Raw genomic sequence first — 17,479 nt, forward strand, 5'->3', positions numbered from 1 at the left:
GCGCAACTGACTCGCTAGGAGCCCTCGTTGAACAGCCACCCGACCAACGATCTCGGTTGGATGCTCGATGACGTCCTGCTTGTTCCCGAGGCCCGACACGCCATCCTGCTCTCCGCCGACGGCTTGCTGCGCGCCCACTCGGCCGGCATCACCAAGGACGAGGCGGACCGCCAGGCGGCGGCACTGTCCGGCGTCCAGTCGATCAGCCGCAGCACCTCCGGCTTCCTCGACACCGAGCCGACCCCTTGGCGGCAGACCCTGATCGAGTTCGCCGGCGGCTACGTCTTCCTGGTCGCGGCCGGCCCCGGCGCCTATCTGGCGGTCTCGGCCGGGGAGGCGGTGGACATGGAGGCGGTCAGCTACCGGATGCAGAAGCTGGTGGACCGGCTCGGCCGGGAGTTGACCGCACCGCCCAGGCAGGACGCGGAAGCGGGAGCGCTGCGGTGAGCCGCGCGCGGGGCCACGAACGGGGCCTGGTGCGGCCGTATGTGGTGACCAACGGGCGCTCCGAGCCCACCCGCAACACCTTCGACCTGGTCACCCTGGTCACCGCGGTGCCGGACCGGCCGGTGCAGGGTCTCAGCCCCGAGCAGCGGCGGCTGGTGGACCTGTGCGCACACGGCGCGCTCTCGCTCGCCGAGGTGGCCGCGCACCTGCGGCTGCCGGTCAGTGTCACCAAGGTGCTGCTCGGCGACCTGGTCGACAGCGGCCACCTGCTCACCAGGGCCGCCGTCCCGCGCGCCCAACTCCCCACGTCCCAGCTGCTCCAGGAGGTGCTGGATGGTCTCCGCGCCCGGCTCTGAAGTCGGTCACCCGAGCGAGGTCGGTTACTCGGGCGAGATCGGTTACCCGAGCGAGGTCGGCTACCCGGGCGTCGGTCACCCGGGCCAGGTCCGCTACCTGGGCGAGGGCGTGCAGACCGCCGTCAAGCTGCTGATCACCGGCCACTTCGCGGTCGGCAAGACCACCTTCGTCGGCACCCTCTCGGAGATCGAACCGCTGCGCACCGAGGAGCCGATGACCCAGGCCGGCGCACAGGTGGACGACCTGACCGGGGTGCCGGAGAAGGAGACCACCACGGTCGCGATGGACTTCGGGCGACTGACCCTCAGTCAGTCCCTGGTGCTGTACCTGTTCGGCGCGCCCGGTCAGCAGCGCTTCACACCGCTGTGGCGGGACATGACCCTGGGCGCGCTCGGCGCCCTGGTGCTCGCCGACACCCGGCGCCTGGAGCACTCCTTCCCGGTGATGGACCTGCTGGAGGAGCACGGGCTCCCGTACGCGGTGGCGGTCAACCGCTTCGCCGGCTCGCCCGACTTCGCCGAGGCCGAACTGCGCGAGGCCCTCGACCTGCTGCCCAGCACCCCGCTGGTCAGCTGTGACGCCCGCGATCCGCAGTCCGCCACCCGGGCGCTGGTCTCACTCGTCCAGTACCTGCTCACTCGATCCCCAGCAGCGGAGCCAGTGTGAACGCCCCCTCCCCTCCCCCCGGTTGCCCCGCGCACCAGCCCGGCGGCACCGGATTCCCGCTCCACGGCCAGGAGTTCGCCACCGACCCGGTCGGCGTCTACGCCAACCTCCGCGCCGCGTACGGGCAGCTCGCGCCGGTCGAGCTCTACCCGGGCGCGACCGCCACCCTGGTGCTCTCCTACCGGGCCTGCCTGGACGTGCTGCGCACCCCGGAGACCTTCTCCAAGGACCCGCGCCGCTGGAAGGGCCTGGCGGACGGACGGGTGACCCCGGACAACCCGGCCGTGCCGATGATGGCCTACCGCCCCAACGCCCTGTTCACCGACGGCGACACGCACGACCGGCTGCGCGGCGCGGTCAACGACTCGCTGGACCGGATCGACCCGAACGCGCTGCGCGCCTACGTCGAGCGCAGCGCCGACCGGCTGATCGACGCCTTCGCCGGCCACGGCGAGGCCGACCTGGTGGCCGACTACGCGCGGCCGCTGCCGCTCCTGATCTTCAACGAACTCTTCGGCTCCCCCGCCGAGTTCGGCGACCGGCTGGTGCGCGGCATGTCCGGCATCTTCGACGGGATCGACGCCGAGCGGGCCAACGCCGAGCTGACCGCCACCCTGCTGGAGCTGGTCGCGATCAAGCGGGCCCAGCCGGGCGCGGACGTGACCAGCTGGCTGATGGCCCACCCCGCCGCGTTGGACGACGAGGAGATGCTGCACCACCTGGTGCTGCTGATGGGCGCGGGCACCGAGCCGCAGCTCAACCTGATCAGCAACACGCTGCGGCTGCTGCTCTCCGACGACCGCTTCGCCGGCGACCTGGCCGGCGGCAACCTGCCGGTCGAGGACGCGCTGGACGAGGTGCTCTGGACCGACCCGCCGATGGCCAACTACGCCGTCCACTACCCGGTGCGGGACGTCGAACTGGCGGGCGTCCGGCTGCCCGAGGGCGAACCGCTGGTGATCAGCTTCGCGGCCGCCAACACCGATCCGGCCCTGGCCGGCAGCACCCGCACCGGCAACCGGGCCCACCTGGCCTGGAGCGCGGGCCCGCACGCCTGCCCGGCCCAGGGACACGCCCGGCTGATCGCCTCGGTCGCCGTGGAGCGACTGCTCGACCGGCTCCCGGACCTCGAACTGGCCGGCAAGGCCGACGAACTGGTCTGGCGCCCCGGCCCGTTCCACCGCGCGCTGGCCGCCCTGCCGGTGCGGTTCCCACCGGCCACCGTGACCACGGTGCTCGCGACACAGACGCCCACGGTGCTCGCAGCACCGACCGAAACTGACGACACTCCAGGAGGCCGTACATGGAACCCGACCGCTGCCCCTTCCGACTCGACCCCAGCGGTAGCGACCTCCCCGGCGAAAACCGGCGCCTCTACCAGGACGGGCCGGTGGCCCAGGTGGAGCTCCCTGGCGGCGTGGTGGCGTGGGCGGTAGGCAGCCAGCAGCTGGTCAAGCAGCTGCTGGCGGACCCGCGGGTCTCCAAGAACGCCCGGCAGCACTGGACCGCCTACATCAACGGTGAGATACCCGCGGACTGGCCGCTGAACATCTGGGTCTCGGTGGAGAACATGTTCACCGCCTACGGCACCGAGCACCGGCGGCTGCGCCGGCTGGTCGCCGGGGCCTTCACCGCCCGGCGCAGCGAGGCACTGCGCCCGCAGGTCCAGCAGATCGTCACCGGCCTGCTGGACGGCCTGGACGCCGTCCCGGCCGGCAGCACCGTCGACCTGCGCGAGCAGTACGCCTACCCGATCCCGATCCAGGTGATCTGCGACCTGTTCGGGGTCCCGGACGACCTGCAGCCCGGCCTGCGGGACTGCGTGGACGCCATCTTCGACACCACGATCAGCGCCGAGGCGGCCCAGGCCAACGGTGAGGAGGTGTTCCGGATCCTGGCCGAGCTGGTCGCCCGCAAGCGCAAGGAGCCGGGCGACGACCTGACCAGCGTGCTGATCACCACCCGGGACGACGAGGCGGAGGGGGACGGCGCCCAGCTCACCGAGCTGGAGCTGGTCGGCACCCTGCTGCTGATGCTGGGCGCCGGGCACGAGACCACCGTCAACCTGCTGGACAACGCGATCCACCTGCTGCTCACCCACCCCGAGCAGCTGGCCCTGGTCCGCGCCGGCCGGGCCTCCTGGAACGACGTGATCGAGGAGACCCTGCGGGTGGCGGCGCCGGTGGCCAACCTGCCGCTGCGCTACGCGGTGGAGGACATCCAGGCGGGCGACGTGCTGATCCGCAAGGGCGAGGCGATCCTGGCCGGTTACGCGGCCGCCGGGCGTGACGAGGCGGTGCACGGCCCCGATGCGGCCGAGTTCGACCTGCTGCGCGCCGGCAAGGACCACGTCTCCTTCGGCCACGGCGCACACTTCTGCCTGGGCGCCCCGCTGGCCCGGATCGAGGCCGAGATCGCGCTCCCGGCGCTCTTCGACCGCTTCCCGGAACTGGCGCTGGCCGATGTCGAGTTGAAGCCGGTGGAGTCCTTCATCTCGAACGGTCACCGGAACCTGCCGGTGGTGCTGCGGAAGGCGTAGCGGCACTGCTCTGCCTCCTGACGGGGCGTCTGGTCTTTGGACCGGGCGCCCCGTTGCTGTATTCCGCTGCCTCTCACCGCTGTCTCGCTGCTTGACAGGGCGGCTCGTCATCGGCAGGCTGTCTTACTGTCGTAAGACAATAGGAGAACAACTGGTGATCGAGTTCGTGCTCGACGGCCGCTCGCGGGTGGCCACCTACATGCAGCTGGTTCTGCAGGTCAAACAGGCCCTACGGGTCGGCCTGGCCCAGCCCGGCGACCAACTGCCCAAGGTGCGCTCGGTGGCCCAGGCACTGGCGATCAACCCGAACACCGTCCTCAAGGCCTACCGGGAGCTGGAACTCGAAGGCCTGGCCGAGGGCCGACCGGGCGTGGGCACCTTCCTGGTCGGCTCGCTGGCCGGCCCCGCCCTGGCCCACCACGCCGGCCTGCGCGAGGACTTGGTGCTCTGGCTGCGCCGGGCCGAGGCCGCGGGCCTGGCCCACGAGGACATCGCCGCCCTGATCGACACCACCATGCGCGCCACTCTCGACCCGTAACGCCCCTCAACGAACGCGGGAGCACACATGACGGACATCGCGTTGGAGATCGACGCGCTGGGCAAGCGCTACGGACGCACCTGGGCCCTGCAGGACTGCTCACTGCAGCTGCCGGCCGGGCGGATCGCCGCCCTGGTCGGCCCGAACGGCGCCGGCAAGAGCACCCTGCTGCACCTCGCGGTCGGTCTGCTGAAGCCCGACGCCGGACAGCTGCAGGTCTTCGGCCAGGACCCGCGCGGCAACACCGCGACCCTGGCCGAGATCGGCTTCGTCGCCCAGGACACCCCGCTCTACCGGGACTTCACCGCCAGCGACCTTCTCACCATGGGCGGCAAGCTCAACCGCCGCTGGGACGGCGCACTGGCCCGCGACCGACTCGCGCAGCTCGGCATCGCCACCGACAAGCCGGTCGGCCGCCTCTCCGGCGGCCAGCGGGCCCAGGTCGCGCTCGCCCTGGCGCTGGCCAAACTCCCCCGGCTGCTGCTGCTCGACGAGCCGATAGCCGCCCTCGACCCCCTCGCCCGACACGAGTTCATGCAGGCGCTGATGGGCGCCGTCGCCGAGACCGGCACCACGGTGCTGCTCTCCTCGCACCTGCTCGCCGACCTGGAACGCGCCTGCGACCACCTGATCGTGCTGCAGACCGCCCGGGTCCAACTGGCCGGGGAGGTCGACGAACTGCTCGCCCGACACCGCACCCTGGTCGGCCCCCGCACCGACGGCGCACCGATCCCCGGCGTGGCGCAGGTCGTCCGGGCCAGCCACACCGACCGGCAGTCCACCCTGCTGGTGCGCACCGACGGCTCGCCGATCGACTCGGCCTGGATCGTGCACGACGTCACCCTGGAAGACCTGGTTCTCGCCTACCTCGCCGCCGCCGAGACCCGCGCGGCCGCCCGCACCGCCTCGGGAGTGCTCGCATGATCTGGCTGACCTGGCGTCAACACCGCAAGCAGGCCCTGTTCACGGCCATCGCACTGCTGCTGATCAGCGCCGCCCTGGTGCCCACCGGCCTGCAGATGCACAACTTCTTCGACAGCTCCGGCCTGGCCGCCTGCCGCTCCGCCCTCGGCTCCGCCGACCTGATCCCCGCCACCACCCACCAGTGCGGCAGCGTGCAGCAGCAGTTCACCAACAGGTTCGGCACCCTGCCCGTGGTGGCGGTCCTGCTGCTCCTGCTTCCCCTGCTGGTCGGCCTCTTCTTCGGCGCCCCGCTGGTCTCCCGCGAGGTCGAGCAGGGCACCCACCGGCTGGTCTGGACCCAGGGCGTCAGCCGCAGCCACTGGGCGCTGGTCAAGTTCGGCCTGATCGGCGCCGTGGGCCTGGTGGTCGCCACCGGCTACGCACTGCTCGTCTCCTGGTGGATCGAGCCACTGGCCATCACCGGCCCGGGTCGGTTCGCCTACGGCTACTTCGACGTCCAGGGCATCGCGCCGATCGGCTACACCCTCTTCGCGCTGGCGCTGGGCATCTTCGCGGGCAGCGTCTGGCACAAGGTGTTGCCGGCGATGGCGGCCACCTTGGGCGGGTACGCGCTGGTCCGAGTGCTGATCGAGGTCGTGCTGCGACCCCACTACGCGACCGCCAAGGTGCTGACCTACGCGGTGGACAGTCCGGTGCTGGTCAATCGCCTCTCCGGTTCCTGGGTCTACTCCGAAGGCGTGCGCACCGCGGCCGACAAGCTCATTCTCCGCGACGGCCAGATCGGCTGCCAGGCCACTCCCGCACCCGGAGCCGGCCCTGACGACCTGTGCGTGACCGCCGGTCGCGGCGCGTACAACTTCCTTACCTACCAGCCGGCCAGCCGCTTCTGGGAGTTCCAGTCCATCGAGACCGGGATCTTCCTGGCCCTGACGGCGGCGCTGCTCTACTTCACCATCCGGAGGCTGCGCCGCGTCGCCTGAGAGGCGGCCAGCATCGGGCAGGCGTTCGGCCGTCCTGGGTGGAGTGGACTGATCGCCGCATCAGGCGTAAGACTGCCCGCATGCCACCGAGGACCACGCCGACCGCCCGTCAGCAGCGGGTTGGCATCGAACTGCGCAAGATGCGGGACGCCGCAGGGAAGACCGCGGCCGAGGCCGCCGCGACCATCGGGCTGGACCGCACGAAGATCACGCACATCGAGAAGGGCCTGTACCCGGTCACGGCGGAACGGGTGCGGACGCCGGCCAGCCTGTACGAGGAGGGCGACTCCGAGTTCGTGGAGGCGCTGGTGGCCATGGCGGTCGAGCGGGGGACGGGGTGGTGGGAGCGGTATCGGGGGTTGCTGCCGGTGGGGCTCCTGGAGATCTCGGAACTGGAGTCGACGGCCAAGCGGTGCATTCGAACCTTCCAGATCTGCAACGTCCCCGGTCTCGCGTGAACCCGAGCGGACCGCGCGGGGAGGAAGTTGGAAAGCGTGTTGAGACAACCCCTCACGAGTCCGAATCCCGTGTCCTCCGCCAGTCCAGAGGGCAGGACCGTGTCAGCGGTCCTGCCCTGCGGAAGCCTTCTGCCCGCACGAGGTCAGTGCTTCAACCCGAGAATCAGCCGGACGGAGTCCTCCACGCGGTGCAGCTCCCCCGGGGCCAGCAGCCCCAGCTTCCTCCGCAACCGCGCCTTCGCCACGGTATGAAGGTCTGCGCAGTTCACGTACGACTCGTCGTACTTCGTCAAACCCGCGTCAGGCCCGATCGGGACATGCGTGACCTGCGGACCAGAGGTGCCGGTGATCAGCGCGACCGTGACTGAGGCGAGCGGTTCGGCGATCCGGTTGACGGTGAGGACGACTACTGGATGTGGCCCTACTGGCTGAGGCAGCGCGCACACCCACACTTCGCCGCGCAGCGCCGTGCCAGGGCTTACCACTGCATCTCGTCTGCGGCAGCGAGTTCCGCCTCACTCGGCTGGGCCACGCCATCAGGCAGGGGTGCCGGCTGCTCTCGGTAGAAGGCACGGATCTCCTGGGCGGCCCCCACCTCCGCCGCTTCCCGTGCGAGGAGCCGCAGTCCTTCGCGAAGAGCATCGGAGGTCGAGCCGAGGTGCAACGTCCGCATCACCTCCTCCAGGGCCTGCATCTCATCGCTGCGGAGCCGGACCTGTGCCAGCCGACTGGGCCCGAGCGCGGCCGTACCCGGCTTCCGCTTGGGTGTCTTCGCGTTGGGTGTCTTCGCGGGAGCCTTCTTGGCTGGCTTCTTGGCCGGCTTCTTGCTGGACGCTGCTGCGGTGTCCACGCCTCCTCCACTCTGTCGTACAACTGTCATACAGCCAGTGTGGCCTCGCGCCCTCCGACCGTCAAGGAACAGCCGGACCAGCAGGTCATGAGCATCCTCCCCATCACCACCCCACCACCCCGAACCGGTCGATGAAGCGTCCCGTGCCCGCGTCCGGGCCCTCGGTGGCGAGGGTGACGATCGCGTCGGTGCCCTCGGTCACCGTCTGGGGGCCGCGGTGGGCGTTGAGGTCGGTGGCGGTGTAGCCGGGGTCGGCGGCGTTGACGCGGATGCCGGGTAGGGCCTTGGCGTACTGGGTGGTCAGCATGGTGACGGCGGCTTTGGACGCGGTGTAGAGCGGTGCGGCGATCGTCGACTCGACGCGGTCGGGGTCGTGGGTCAGGGTGAAGGAGCCCATGCCGCTGCTGACGTTGATCACGGCCGGTGCCGGTGACTTCCGGAGCAGCGGCAGGAACGCGCTGGTCATGCGGACGATGCTCACGACGTTCGTGTCGAACACCGCTGCGGCGTCGCTGCCGGTCAGTTCCTCGGCGGCGACCGCGCGGCCGATGATTCCGGCGTTGTTGATGAGCGTGTCGATGTGGCCTTCGTGCGCTTGGACGTCGGCGACGGACGCCGCGACGGACGCGTCGTCGGTCACGTCGAGCTGGACGAAGCGGATACCGAGGGCGTCGGCGGCGGCCCGGCCGCGCTCGGGGTCGCGGGCGCCGAGGATGACGGTCTGGCCGAGCTCGGTGAGCCGGCGGGCGGTCTCGTATCCGAGACCCTTGTTCGCTCCGGTGATCAGTGTGATGGTCATGAATCCAGCATCGGCGGGCGCGCGCGGGTCATCCAGGGAAAGGCCTTCGGTAGGACAAGCAGTACCACCCTCGCGGGCCGAGCTCAGCGGAGAATGGACGCATGACGACTGACGAGACGAACCTCGGGGCGACCATCCGGGCGTGGCGCGACCGGCTGACCCCGGCAGCGGTCGGCCTGCCGTCGGGGCGGGTGCGCCGTGCGGCAGGCCTGCGACGTGAGGAGCTCGCCGAGCTGGCCGGGGTGTCCGTCGACTACGTCGTGCGTCTGGAGCAGGGTCGGGCGACGACACCGTCGCCGCAGGTCGCCGGTGCGCTCGCCCGCGCGTTGCAGCTGAGCCGCGAGGAACGCGACCACCTGTACCGGCTCGCCGGCCTCCAGCCGCCGGGCGACGGGCTGATCAGCGATCACATCCCGCCCGGCATGCAGCGCGTCCTCACCCGGCTCGGCGACGCGCCGGTCGCCGTGTTCGCCGCGGACTGGCGGCTGGTGTGGTGGAACCGGAGCTGGGCTGCTGTCCTCGGTGACCCGTCCGCCGTCCCGCCGGAGGCGCGCAGCCTGGTCCGGTCCCGGTTCCCCACTCCCGGGGACCAAGGTGGCCTCGCCGGCTGGCCGGTGGTCTCCGCGAACAGTGACGCATCGGATCGGGCGATCGTCGCCGATCTGCGCGGCGCCTCCGCCCGCTACCCGGAGGACCCGCGACTGGCCGAGACCATCCGCCGAACCCTCGACGGCAACCCGCGCTTCGCGCAACTGTGGCGCGACGGAGCCGTCGGCCGCCGCGCCGAGGACCGCAAGACGATCCAGCACCCGACCGTCGGCTCGATCACCGTCGACTGCGACGTGCTCGCCGACGCGGACACCGGCCTGAAGATCGTGATCCACACCGCGAGCCCGGGCAGTGAGGACGAGACCAAACTCGACCTCGCCCGCGTCGCCGGAGTCCTCACCGCCCGCTGAGCGAGGTCAGCGGACGGGAAAATGTGTGGCCCGCCACCGGCCGGTCCGGCGAGACTGGCCCGATGATCGCCATGGCGCCCCAAGGGCCGGTCGAGGTTCCACGGATCGTCACCGAACTCGCCGCCGGGCGGCCGGTGCAGGCCGTGTGGCAGAACGAGCTCGGCGGCCTGACCTTTCAGATCGGCCTGGAGGCGCGGCAGTTCGTGAAGTGGACGCCGCCCGACAGCGGTGTCGACCTGTCGGCCGAGGTGGTGCGGCTGCGCTGGGCGGCGCGGTTCACCGTGGTACCACCCGTACTTGACGAGGGCGCGGACGAGACGGGGTCCTGGATCGTCACGGCCGGCCTGCCCGGACGCATGGCGGTGGACGACCACTGGAAGCGCGACCCCGACACGGCGGTGCGCGCGATCGGCGCCGGGCTGCGCGCACTGCACGAGGCACTGCCGGTCGCGGACTGCCCGTTCGACTGGTCGGCCGAACGGCGCCTGGAGGGCGTTCGATCACGAGCGGCGGCGGGCCGGACCAACCCGGCGGACTGGCATCCGGACCTCCAGCATTTCGGCACCGTCGAGCGCGCGCTCGGCGTGCTCGACGACACTCCCCCGATCGACAAGCTCGTTGTCTGCCATGGCGACGCCTGCGCTCCCAACACCCTGGTCGGCGACGACGGCAGGTGCACCGGACACGTCGACCTCGGCGCACTCGGTGTCGCCGACCGCTGGGCCGACCTCGCCATCGCCACCTGGAGCACGCAGTGGAACTACGGCCCGGGTTGGGAGGAGCCACTGCTCGAGGCCTACGGAATCGAGCGCGACCCGGAGCGGATCAGCTACTACCGGCTGCTCTGGGACCTGTCGGACTGACCAGCTGAGCCGAAACCCAACGGCCCGAACAGCAGCACCCAGTTGCCCGGCAGGTGCGCGGTCGCGGAGGTGAGGTAGAAGCGGAGGACGGTCCACTCGTCGGACCGGGCGGCCGACCCCTCCTCCAGCACGGCTTCCAGGCACTCGTCGATGCACTCCGCGAACTCGTCCTCCTCGAACCCCAGCCGCTCATAGGCCTGTTGGACGTCCGGCGGCAGGTCGGACTCGTCGTCCCAGTCGCTGACCGCGTCCAGCAGGTAGAGCAGGTGGCTGTCCGGTTCGGGCAGCTCGGCGCGGAGCCCTGCGGTCGTGAACTCCCGGTCCGCATCGTCCGCGACCAGTTCCGAGTACTCGACCGCCTCGCTGACGAGGTCCGCCCAGTAGGCCTCGTCGTGCCGGCCGTCGACCTGCCGCAGGTGCTTGGCGGCGAAGGCCGCCATCGCGTCCGGGTCGGCTATCAGCGGCGAGACGACCAGGTCGCTCCTGAAGTCGAAGCCGAAGTAGTAGCGGTGCCCGTCGAGGGTGAGCGACTCGATGCCGGCCACGTGGCCGACCCGTCCGGGCAGCGGGGCGTGGTGCTCGGTGAGTTCCTGTTCCATGGGGTCGACCGTACCGGCGACCACTGACGACGGCTCAGCGGGCGTCACGCGCTTGGCCGGGCGATCCGGATCCACGGGTCGGCGAAGGTCGAGTTGTCGATGACGAGGTCCACCAGCGGGACGGGGTCGGCCTCTTGGAGGTAGATGCGCTCGGCGACCAGATAGCGGTTGCGGTGCAGCGACTCGGCCTCGGAGCCGGCCCAGTCCCCGTCGCGGGCCGCGCCCCGCTGGACCGACAGCTCCGCGTCCACCTGGAGCCAGATGCGGAAGTCCCAGTAACCGTTGATCTCCGGCCGGAAGGCGAAGACGCCGTCCACGATCAGCACCGCGTCCGGGGCGACCGGTGTCGTCTCGGTGGCGTGGCTGCGCTGGGTCAGCGGATCGATGCTGCACAGAGCGACCGCGGTCTCGTTCGTCGTGCGGAAGGGATCGAGCAACAACCGCCGGACCGCTTCGTAGTCGTAGGCGTTGCGGTAGTAGCCCTCGCCCGACTCGCGGTCGTAGAGGTGCCGGTCCTTCCACGGCTGCTTGAAGTCGTCCAGCGTCGCCCGCAGGACCGGTCGCCCGGCGGCACTGATCCGCTCGGCGAGTTCATGGCCGAAGCTGGTCTTGCCGGCGGCGGTGAACCCGTCGATTCCGACCAACAGCCGCCCCTGGCCCAGGTCCTGGACTCGTCGCGCTATCGAGTCCAGCAGGGCACCGCGTTGCGGCGAGGCCTCGGAAGGCACGGGCTGTCGCCAGGTTGAAGCCGAATGGCGCACGTCCGCCCGTAGAGGTCCCATGCCGCCAATCTACCCAGCCGAGGGCGGCAGGTTCAGGCCTCCCCCGGGCCCTCCGCGCCTGCGGCGAAGGCAGTAACCCCGGCAGCCCTCGCACCGACACCCACACCAGCACCGGCACCGGCACCGGCACCCACACCCGCACCGCCCTGGTGATCGGCGGCGGCATCGGCGGCCCGGTGGCCGCGATGGCCCTGCGCCGCGCCGGGATCGAGGCCACCGTCTACGAGGCCTACCGCAGCACCGCCGACGGGGTCGGTGCCGGCCTGAGCATCGCCCCCAACGGCCTCAACGCACTCGACCTGATCGGCGCCCGCGAGGCCGTCATGGGCATCGGAACGCCCATGACGGCCATCGCGATGCAGAGTTGGAAAGGCAAGCTGCTCGGCGAGTTCGGCACCCCGGCCGGGCTGCCGCCCGCGCAGTTCGTCTGGCGCGCCGACCTCTACCGGGTGCTCTACGAGGAGGCGGCCGGCCGCGGCATCGAGATCGTGCACGGCAAGCGCCTCGTCTCCGCGCAGGACACCGGCGACGGCGTCACCGCCCGCTTCGCGGACGGCACCGAGGCCCGGGCCGACATCCTGATCGGCGCGGACGGCATCCGCTCCACGGTCCGGTCGATCATCGACCCGGCCGCCCCGCCGCCCCGCTACTGCGGTCTGCTCGGCTTCGGCGGTGAACTGCGCGCCTGCGGACTGCCGTCCACCCGGGACAAGATGATCATGAGCTTCGGCAAGCGCGCCTTCTTCGGCTACCAGGTGGCGGACGACGGCTCCGGCGGATGGTTCGCCAACCTGCCGCGCCCCGAGCCGATGACGCTGGCCGAGGCCCGGGCGGTGAGCTCCGAGGAGTGGCTGACCGTGCTGCGGCGCGCCTTCACCGACGACCGGACCCCGGCACTGGACTTGCTGCGCCGGACCGATCCGGCCGAGCTGATGGTCACCGGCCCGTTCGAGGACATCCCCTCGGTACCGCACTGGAGCCGCGGCCGCCTGGTCCTGCTCGGCGACGCCGCCCACCCGACCTCGCCCAGCTCCGGCCAGGGCGCCTCGCTCGCCATCGAGAGCGCCGTCCAACTGGCCTGCTGCCTACGGGACCTGCCGCACGACCAGGCCTTCGCCCGGTACCAGCAGCTGCGCCGCGGCCGGGTCGAACGGATCATCGGCAACGCCGCCCGCACCAACTCCGACAAGGCCGCCGGCCCGGTCGGCCGGGTGCTGCGGGACGCGGTGATGTCGGTGGCGATGAGGTTCGTCAAGCCGGAGAAGCTGGCCTGGCAGTTCGCCCACCGCATCGACTGGGACACCCCGGTCACCGCGTGAGCAGTGTCAGTGGACCAGTCCGTGCTCCCGCAACGGCCCGACCTTCAACCCCTGCTCCGCACACAGCTCCAGCAGTCGCGGCAGCGCGCCCAGCGTCGAGCGCCAGGCCTGCGGCGCGGAGGTGCAGTCGGAGTCGTGCAGCAGCACCGTGCCGCCGGCCAGCGGGGCGCGGGTCACGGTGCGCAGGACGGAGGCGGGGGTGGCGCGGGCGGTCCAGTCCTGGCCCCAGTGCGTCCACAGCACCGTGCGCAGGCCGTTCTCCCGAGCGGCGTACAGCGCCGAGGCGTTGAGGACGCCGTAGGGCGGGCGGTACCAGCGGGGTTCCTGGCCGGTCACCGAGGCGATCAGCTCGCGGGCCCGGCGCACGTCGTCCCTGGTGGCCCGGGGGGAGCGGATCAGCAGCGGGCGGTGGGCCCAGCCGTGGACCGCGACCTCGTGGCCGGCGGCGACCAACTCGCGGCCGAGTTCGGGGCACTTGAGCAGCATCTGGCCGAGCAGGAAGAAGGTGGCCTTGGTGCCGGTCTTCTCCAGTTCGGCCAGGAAGAGCGGGGTGGAGGCGGGGTCGGGGCCGTCGTCGAAGGTGAGCGCGACGTGTCCGGGGTCGCCGGGGCCGCTCAGCCGGGGCGCGAGCAGCGGGCGGACCGGGCCGAGCGAGGTGAGGGCGGGCAGGCTGTGGCCGACCGCGAGGGCGCCGGCGGTCAGGGCGAGAGCCCGGGACGTCTTCACGAGGCCACCTCCAGGATCGGTGCGGGCACACCGCCCGCCAGGGCGGCGACCAGCTGCTCGGCACCGGGCGCGAAGCGCGGCGCGCGGACCGGGCCGGCGGCGAGCGCCTCGACCAGCGCCTTGCCCAGCCGGCGTTCGCCGCGGATCCACACCGCGAGCCCGGCCTCGTCCAGCGCGGCCGCGTTGGTCACCCCGTGGCCCGGCAGGCAACGGTAGCTGACCACCGGGACGCCACTGGCCATCGCCTCAAGCGAGGTGAGCCCGCCGGCGTTCTGCACCACCACGTCGCAGGCGCGCAGCAGGGCGGGCATGTCGGCCACCCAGCCGAGCGCCACCCCGGTGCCGGACTGGACCAGGCGCTGGCGCAGCGCCTCGTTGTGTCCGCAGACGGTGACGGGGACGGCGACGCCGGTCTCGGCGATCTCACGGGCCGTCAGCTCGACTTCGCCGACGCCCCAGGAGCCCGCGGTGACCAGGGCGATCGGCCGGTCGGCGGGCAGGCCGAAGCGGGCCCGTTCGCGCTGCACCTCGGCGTCGGAGCGGGCCGGGCGGCAGGCGGGGCCGACCAGCGGGCCGCAGATCTCGATGTCGGCGGCGCCGTGCTTGACCGCCTGGACGGCGGCGACCTGGTGCAGCGCCAGATGCAGGTCGACGCCCTCGGCCACCCAGAGCGGGTGCACCGACATGTCGGTGAGGAAGGTGGCGACCGGCACGCCGATACCGCCGCTGCGGCGCAGCCGGCCGAGCGCCTGGCTGGCCAGCGGGTAGGTGGAGACCACGGCGGCCACGTCGGGGCCGATCAGCGCCCTGGTCCGCTTGGCGGCGGCCGCGGCGAAGAGCGAGCCGACCAGTCCGGAGGAGCCGCGGTGCTTCTCGAGGCCGCGCAGCAGCCAGCCCCAGGCCCAGGGCGCGACCTTCAGCTCCAGGGCGTAGCTGCCCCGCAGCAGTCGGCCGCAGCCGCGCGGCAGCAGGTCGAGGAAGTCGTGGCACTCGGCGTCGAACCCGGCCTCGCGCAGGCGGCGCACCAGCTCGCGGGCGGCGCCGTCGTGGCCCGCCCCTACGCTCGCGGAGACTACGGTGATCCGGCGCGGCTGTCTGGACCGCATCAGGCTCCTTCCAAGGTGCGCCCAACAGCTCTGCTGGGCCCACGAGTTCACTGCGTGGTACGCCGCCCGACGCCGCGCGCTGTGCCGACAGGATCCGGCGGAGCGGCCCGGGGCCGGTCCGCGGTGCCATCGGTCTGGCCCGTGACGGTAGGCCGTCCAGCCGGAGCCCGCGTGGCGGGGACCCGGACACCAGGTGTCGGCCCGCCGACGGGTCGGCCAACTGCCAGGAGAATCACCGGAGATAGCCGATTTGTCCCCCAGGTCCGCGAGCAGACGTGCCATCCCCCGCGAGCGGACCTGCCACAGCATGGGACGCGGAAGCTGAAGGCGAGCTGAAGGGAGCTGAAGGGGTCTTCAGCAAACGCCGATCCGGGCCTGCGATCCTGATCCGCATGCGGGTACTGGTGGTGGAGGACGAGCAGCGGCTGGCCGCGGCGCTGCAGCGCGGGCTGCAGGCCGAGGGCATGACGGTCGACGTGGCCCACGACGGACCGCAGGGCCTCTGGCTGGCCGGCGAGCACGACTACGACGTGATCGTGCTGGACATCATGCTGCCCGGCGTCAACGGCTACCGGGTCTGCGCCCGGCTGCGGGCGGCCGGCAACGAGGCCGGCATCCTGATGCTGACCGCCAAGGACGGCGAGTACGACGAGGCCGAGGCGCTGGACACCGGTGCCGACGACTTCCTCTCCAAGCCCTTCTCCTACGTGGTGCTGGTGGCCCGGCTGCGGGCGCTGGCCCGGCGCACCGGACGGCGGCGCCCGCAGTCGCTGGAGTTCGGCGACCTGGTGCTGGACCCGGCCCGGCACGGCTGCACCCGCGGCGGCACGCCGATCAGGCTCACCGCGCGGGAGTTCGCGGTGCTGGAGTACCTGGCCCGGCGGGCCGGCGAGGTGGTCCCGAAGCGGGAGATCCTGGAGCAGGTCTGGGACAGCGCCTTCGAGGGCGACCCCAATGTGGTGGAGGTCCACATCAGCGCGGTGCGCCGCAAGATCGACGCGCCGTTCGGGCGCTCCGCGCTGGAGACCATCCGGGGTGCCGGCTACCGGCTGGCGGCCGACGGTGGCTGACGCCTCCCGGATACCCACACCCGCCGAACCGCGCATACCCGCACCCGCCGGACCCCGCCGACCCGCCGCGCCCGCCGAACCCCGCCGCTGCGGCCTGCGCCGGCTGCGGCCGATGACGGTCCGGGCCCGGGCCACCCTCGGCGCCAGCTCGGTGGTCGCCATCGCGCTGGCCATCGCCGCGCTCTCGCTGCTCGGCCTGCTGGACGCGAACCTGCTGCACAACGCGGAGAGCGACGCCGAGGCGCAGGCCACCGGCGTCGCCCAGCTCGCCCAGGAGGGCCGGCTCACCCCGCTGCTGCCGCCCACCCACGGCGCCGACTTCCTCCAGGTGGTGGCCGCCGACGGCACCGTGCTGAGCGCCAGCCAGAACCTGACCGGCCGGCCGGCGATCGTCGACCGCCGGCCGAGCACCCCCGGCACGATCTTCAGCACCTGGGACATCGGCCCGCTCGGCGAGGAGCACCGCCAGCGGGTGGTCCAGGTGACCACCGAGACCGGCGGCGGCCTGGTCACCGTCTACGCGGGCACCTCGCTGCGGGACTTCGACGCCGCCGACGCCACCACCACGACGGCGCTGGTGGTCGGCATGCCGCTGCTGCTGCTCACGGTGGCCGCCGTCACATGGTGGGTCACCGGCCGTGCGCTGCGCCCGGTGGAGGCGATCCGGGCCGAGGTGGCCGCGATCAGCGACCGCGACCTGCACCGCCGGGTGCCGGTGCCGCAGACCCACGACGAGGTCGCCCGACTCGCCGTCACCATGAACGCCACCCTCGACCGGCTGGACGCCTCCGGACGGCGCCAGCGGCAGTTCATCGCGGACGCCTCGCACGAGCTGCGCAGCCCGATCACCGTGCTGCGCACCCAGCTGGAGGTGGCGCTCGCGGTGCGCGACCCGGCGGCCTGGCCGGAGCTGATCGGCGGCGCGCTGGAGGACACCGACCGGCTGCAGCAGCTCGCCGCCGACCTGCTGCTGCTGGCCAGGATCGACGCGGCCGAGCCGCTGCCGGCCCGCCCGGTGGACCTCACCGAGCTGGTCGGCGAGGCGGTGGCCAAGCGGCGCGGCGACCGGCTGCCGGTCCACGCCGAGCTGACCCCGGGGGTGCGGGTGGCCGGCAGTGGGCTCTGGCTGACCCGGGTGGTGACCAACCTGCTGGACAACGCGCAGCGGTTCGCCGAGCGCGAGGTCACGGTGCAGCTGCGGACCGTCGAGGACGGGCGGCTGGCGGTGCTGGAGGTCACCGACGACGGACCCGGCATTCCGCCGGCCGACCGGGAACGGGTCTTCGAGCGCTTCACCCGACTGGACGACGCGCGCAGCCGCGACCACGGCGGCGCGGGCCTGGGCCTGGCGATCGCCCGTGACCTGGCCGTCCACCACGGCGGCACGCTCACCGCCGAACCGGCCGAGCGCGGCGCCCGACTGGTGGTGAGCCTGCCCATCCACCTCCCGGCCGACGAGTCCGCCTGCCCGAGCCGTTAGGGTCTGCTGCGGTCGCG

21 protein-coding genes are annotated in these 17,479 nt (G+C 72.2%); 14 read left to right on the top strand and 7 right to left on the bottom strand.

Features of this window, described 5'->3' with window-relative positions; genetic code table 11:
• Positions 1-60: 60 nt before the first annotated feature.
• The 9 genes from BR98_RS07395 to BR98_RS07430 all read left to right on the top strand — a co-directional run bounded on the left by BR98_RS07395 (position 61) and on the right by BR98_RS07430 (position 6,909).
• Positions 61-447, top strand: a complete 387-nt coding sequence (locus tag BR98_RS07395; RefSeq protein WP_035843412.1) for a roadblock/LC7 domain-containing protein — start codon at positions 61-63, stop codon at positions 445-447.
• On the top strand, positions 444-803 hold the full coding sequence (locus BR98_RS07400; RefSeq protein WP_035841276.1) for a DUF742 domain-containing protein: 360 nt from the start codon (positions 444-446) through the stop codon (positions 801-803). The genes BR98_RS07395 and BR98_RS07400 overlap by 4 nt, the downstream gene beginning before the upstream one ends.
• Positions 781-1,470, top strand: a complete 690-nt coding sequence (locus BR98_RS07405) for a GTP-binding protein (protein WP_083976093.1) — start codon at positions 781-783, stop codon at positions 1,468-1,470. Before BR98_RS07400 ends, BR98_RS07405 begins: the two co-directional genes overlap by 23 nt.
• A complete protein-coding gene (locus BR98_RS07410) occupies positions 1,467-2,906 on the top strand; it encodes a cytochrome P450 (RefSeq protein ID WP_035841279.1) in 1,440 nt (479 codons plus the stop codon). The genes BR98_RS07405 and BR98_RS07410 overlap by 4 nt, the downstream gene beginning before the upstream one ends.
• On the top strand, positions 2,861-4,009 hold the full coding sequence (locus BR98_RS37570; RefSeq protein ID WP_232247267.1) for a cytochrome P450 family protein: 1,149 nt from the start codon (positions 2,861-2,863) through the stop codon (positions 4,007-4,009). The genes BR98_RS07410 and BR98_RS37570 overlap by 46 nt, the downstream gene beginning before the upstream one ends.
• Positions 4,010-4,163: 154 nt before the next feature.
• Positions 4,164-4,547, top strand: coding sequence for a GntR family transcriptional regulator (locus BR98_RS07415; protein ID WP_035841280.1), 384 nt, complete (start codon positions 4,164-4,166; stop codon positions 4,545-4,547).
• Between the two features lie 27 nt (positions 4,548-4,574).
• On the top strand, positions 4,575-5,471 hold the full coding sequence (locus BR98_RS07420; protein ID WP_035841282.1) for an ABC transporter ATP-binding protein: 897 nt from the start codon (positions 4,575-4,577) through the stop codon (positions 5,469-5,471).
• Positions 5,468-6,451 (top strand): ABC transporter permease, encoded by a 984-nt coding sequence (locus BR98_RS07425; RefSeq protein ID WP_035841284.1) that lies wholly within the window; start codon positions 5,468-5,470, stop codon positions 6,449-6,451. Before BR98_RS07420 ends, BR98_RS07425 begins: the two co-directional genes overlap by 4 nt.
• A gap of 80 nt (positions 6,452-6,531) precedes the next feature.
• Complete coding sequence (locus BR98_RS07430) at positions 6,532-6,909, top strand: helix-turn-helix domain-containing protein (RefSeq protein ID WP_051969399.1); 378 nt, start codon at positions 6,532-6,534, stop codon at positions 6,907-6,909.
• 143 nt (positions 6,910-7,052) lie between these two features.
• Here BR98_RS07430 and BR98_RS07435 read toward each other — a convergent pair whose 3' ends face one another.
• The 3 genes from BR98_RS07435 to BR98_RS07445 all read right to left on the bottom strand — a co-directional run bounded on the left by BR98_RS07435 (position 7,053) and on the right by BR98_RS07445 (position 8,558).
• Entirely contained in the window at positions 7,053-7,394 is a 342-nt protein-coding gene (locus BR98_RS07435) for a type II toxin-antitoxin system PemK/MazF family toxin (RefSeq protein ID WP_035841286.1), read from the bottom strand.
• Positions 7,388-7,759 carry a hypothetical protein gene (locus BR98_RS40945; RefSeq protein WP_232247269.1) on the bottom strand — a complete coding sequence of 124 codons (372 nt, stop codon included), beginning with the start codon at positions 7,757-7,759 and terminating at the stop codon, positions 7,388-7,390. The genes BR98_RS07435 and BR98_RS40945 overlap by 7 nt, the downstream gene beginning before the upstream one ends.
• A 103-nt stretch (positions 7,760-7,862) precedes the next feature.
• Entirely contained in the window at positions 7,863-8,558 is a 696-nt protein-coding gene (locus BR98_RS07445; protein ID WP_035841288.1) for an SDR family NAD(P)-dependent oxidoreductase, read from the bottom strand.
• 101 nt (positions 8,559-8,659) lie between these two features.
• Here BR98_RS07445 and BR98_RS07450 point away from each other — a divergent pair, with 101 nt between their 5' ends.
• Both BR98_RS07450 and BR98_RS07455 read left to right on the top strand, forming a co-directional pair.
• Complete coding sequence (locus BR98_RS07450; RefSeq protein ID WP_035841290.1) at positions 8,660-9,517, top strand: helix-turn-helix transcriptional regulator; 858 nt, start codon at positions 8,660-8,662, stop codon at positions 9,515-9,517.
• Positions 9,518-9,579: 62 nt separating this feature from the next.
• Positions 9,580-10,380: an aminoglycoside 3'-phosphotransferase gene (locus tag BR98_RS07455; protein ID WP_035843416.1), complete on the top strand. Its 801-nt coding sequence runs from the start codon at positions 9,580-9,582 to the stop codon at positions 10,378-10,380.
• Here the strand turns inward: BR98_RS07455 and BR98_RS36095 are convergent.
• A complete protein-coding gene (locus tag BR98_RS36095; RefSeq protein WP_157537459.1) occupies positions 10,350-10,979 on the bottom strand; it encodes a hypothetical protein in 630 nt (209 codons plus the stop codon). The two genes, BR98_RS07455 and BR98_RS36095, sit on opposite strands and share 31 nt — an antisense overlap.
• 44 nt (positions 10,980-11,023) lie before the next feature.
• Positions 11,024-11,707: a nucleoside/nucleotide kinase family protein gene (locus tag BR98_RS07465; protein WP_232247270.1), complete on the bottom strand. Its 684-nt coding sequence runs from the start codon at positions 11,705-11,707 to the stop codon at positions 11,024-11,026.
• Between the two features lie 203 nt (positions 11,708-11,910).
• On the opposite strand from BR98_RS07465, the gene BR98_RS07470 reads away from it, so the two are divergent.
• Complete coding sequence (locus BR98_RS07470; RefSeq protein ID WP_232247271.1) at positions 11,911-13,080, top strand: FAD-dependent oxidoreductase; 1,170 nt, start codon at positions 11,911-11,913, stop codon at positions 13,078-13,080.
• Between the two features lie 6 nt (positions 13,081-13,086).
• Here BR98_RS07470 and BR98_RS07475 read toward each other — a convergent pair whose 3' ends face one another.
• Both BR98_RS07475 and BR98_RS07480 read right to left on the bottom strand, forming a co-directional pair.
• On the bottom strand, positions 13,087-13,806 hold the full coding sequence (locus tag BR98_RS07475; RefSeq protein ID WP_051969401.1) for a polysaccharide deacetylase family protein: 720 nt from the start codon (positions 13,804-13,806) through the stop codon (positions 13,087-13,089).
• Complete coding sequence (locus tag BR98_RS07480) at positions 13,803-14,912, bottom strand: MGDG synthase family glycosyltransferase (RefSeq protein WP_051969402.1); 1,110 nt, start codon at positions 14,910-14,912, stop codon at positions 13,803-13,805. Before BR98_RS07480 ends, BR98_RS07475 begins: the two co-directional genes overlap by 4 nt.
• 392 nt (positions 14,913-15,304) lie before the next feature.
• On the opposite strand from BR98_RS07480, the gene BR98_RS07485 reads away from it, so the two are divergent.
• Together BR98_RS07485 and BR98_RS07490 are read left to right on the top strand one after the other, a co-directional pair.
• A complete protein-coding gene (locus BR98_RS07485) occupies positions 15,305-15,982 on the top strand; it encodes a response regulator transcription factor (protein WP_035841291.1) in 678 nt (225 codons plus the stop codon).
• A gap of 94 nt (positions 15,983-16,076) precedes the next feature.
• Positions 16,077-17,462 (top strand): sensor histidine kinase, encoded by a 1,386-nt coding sequence (locus BR98_RS07490; protein WP_407639439.1) that lies wholly within the window; start codon positions 16,077-16,079, stop codon positions 17,460-17,462.
• Positions 17,463-17,479: the final 17 nt, after the last annotated feature.

Source organism: Kitasatospora azatica KCTC 9699 (genome assembly GCF_000744785.1).
Lineage (GTDB): Bacteria > Actinomycetota > Actinomycetes > Streptomycetales > Streptomycetaceae > Kitasatospora > Kitasatospora azatica.

What these genes read in the sequence shown, in the direction of transcription:
- BR98_RS07455 (WP_035843416.1), top strand. Translation starts at nt 9,580, where the DNA reads ATGATCGCCATGGCGCCCCAAGGGCCGGTCGAGGTTCCACGGATCGTC.
- BR98_RS07480 (WP_051969402.1), bottom strand. Translation starts at nt 14,912, where the DNA reads ATGCGGTCCAGACAGCCGCGCCGGATCACCGTAGTCTCCGCGAGCGTA.
- BR98_RS07420 (WP_035841282.1), top strand. Translation starts at nt 4,575, where the DNA reads ATGACGGACATCGCGTTGGAGATCGACGCGCTGGGCAAGCGCTACGGA.
- BR98_RS07395 (WP_035843412.1), top strand. Translation starts at nt 61, where the DNA reads ATGCTCGATGACGTCCTGCTTGTTCCCGAGGCCCGACACGCCATCCTG.
- BR98_RS07425 (WP_035841284.1), top strand. Translation starts at nt 5,468, where the DNA reads ATGATCTGGCTGACCTGGCGTCAACACCGCAAGCAGGCCCTGTTCACG.
- BR98_RS07445 (WP_035841288.1), bottom strand. Translation starts at nt 8,558, where the DNA reads ATGACCATCACACTGATCACCGGAGCGAACAAGGGTCTCGGATACGAG.
- BR98_RS36095 (WP_157537459.1), bottom strand. Translation starts at nt 10,979, where the DNA reads ATGGAACAGGAACTCACCGAGCACCACGCCCCGCTGCCCGGACGGGTC.
- BR98_RS07405 (WP_083976093.1), top strand. Translation starts at nt 781, where the DNA reads ATGGTCTCCGCGCCCGGCTCTGAAGTCGGTCACCCGAGCGAGGTCGGT.
- BR98_RS07430 (WP_051969399.1), top strand. Translation starts at nt 6,532, where the DNA reads ATGCCACCGAGGACCACGCCGACCGCCCGTCAGCAGCGGGTTGGCATC.
- BR98_RS07450 (WP_035841290.1), top strand. Translation starts at nt 8,660, where the DNA reads ATGACGACTGACGAGACGAACCTCGGGGCGACCATCCGGGCGTGGCGC.
- BR98_RS07485 (WP_035841291.1), top strand. Translation starts at nt 15,305, where the DNA reads ATGCGGGTACTGGTGGTGGAGGACGAGCAGCGGCTGGCCGCGGCGCTG.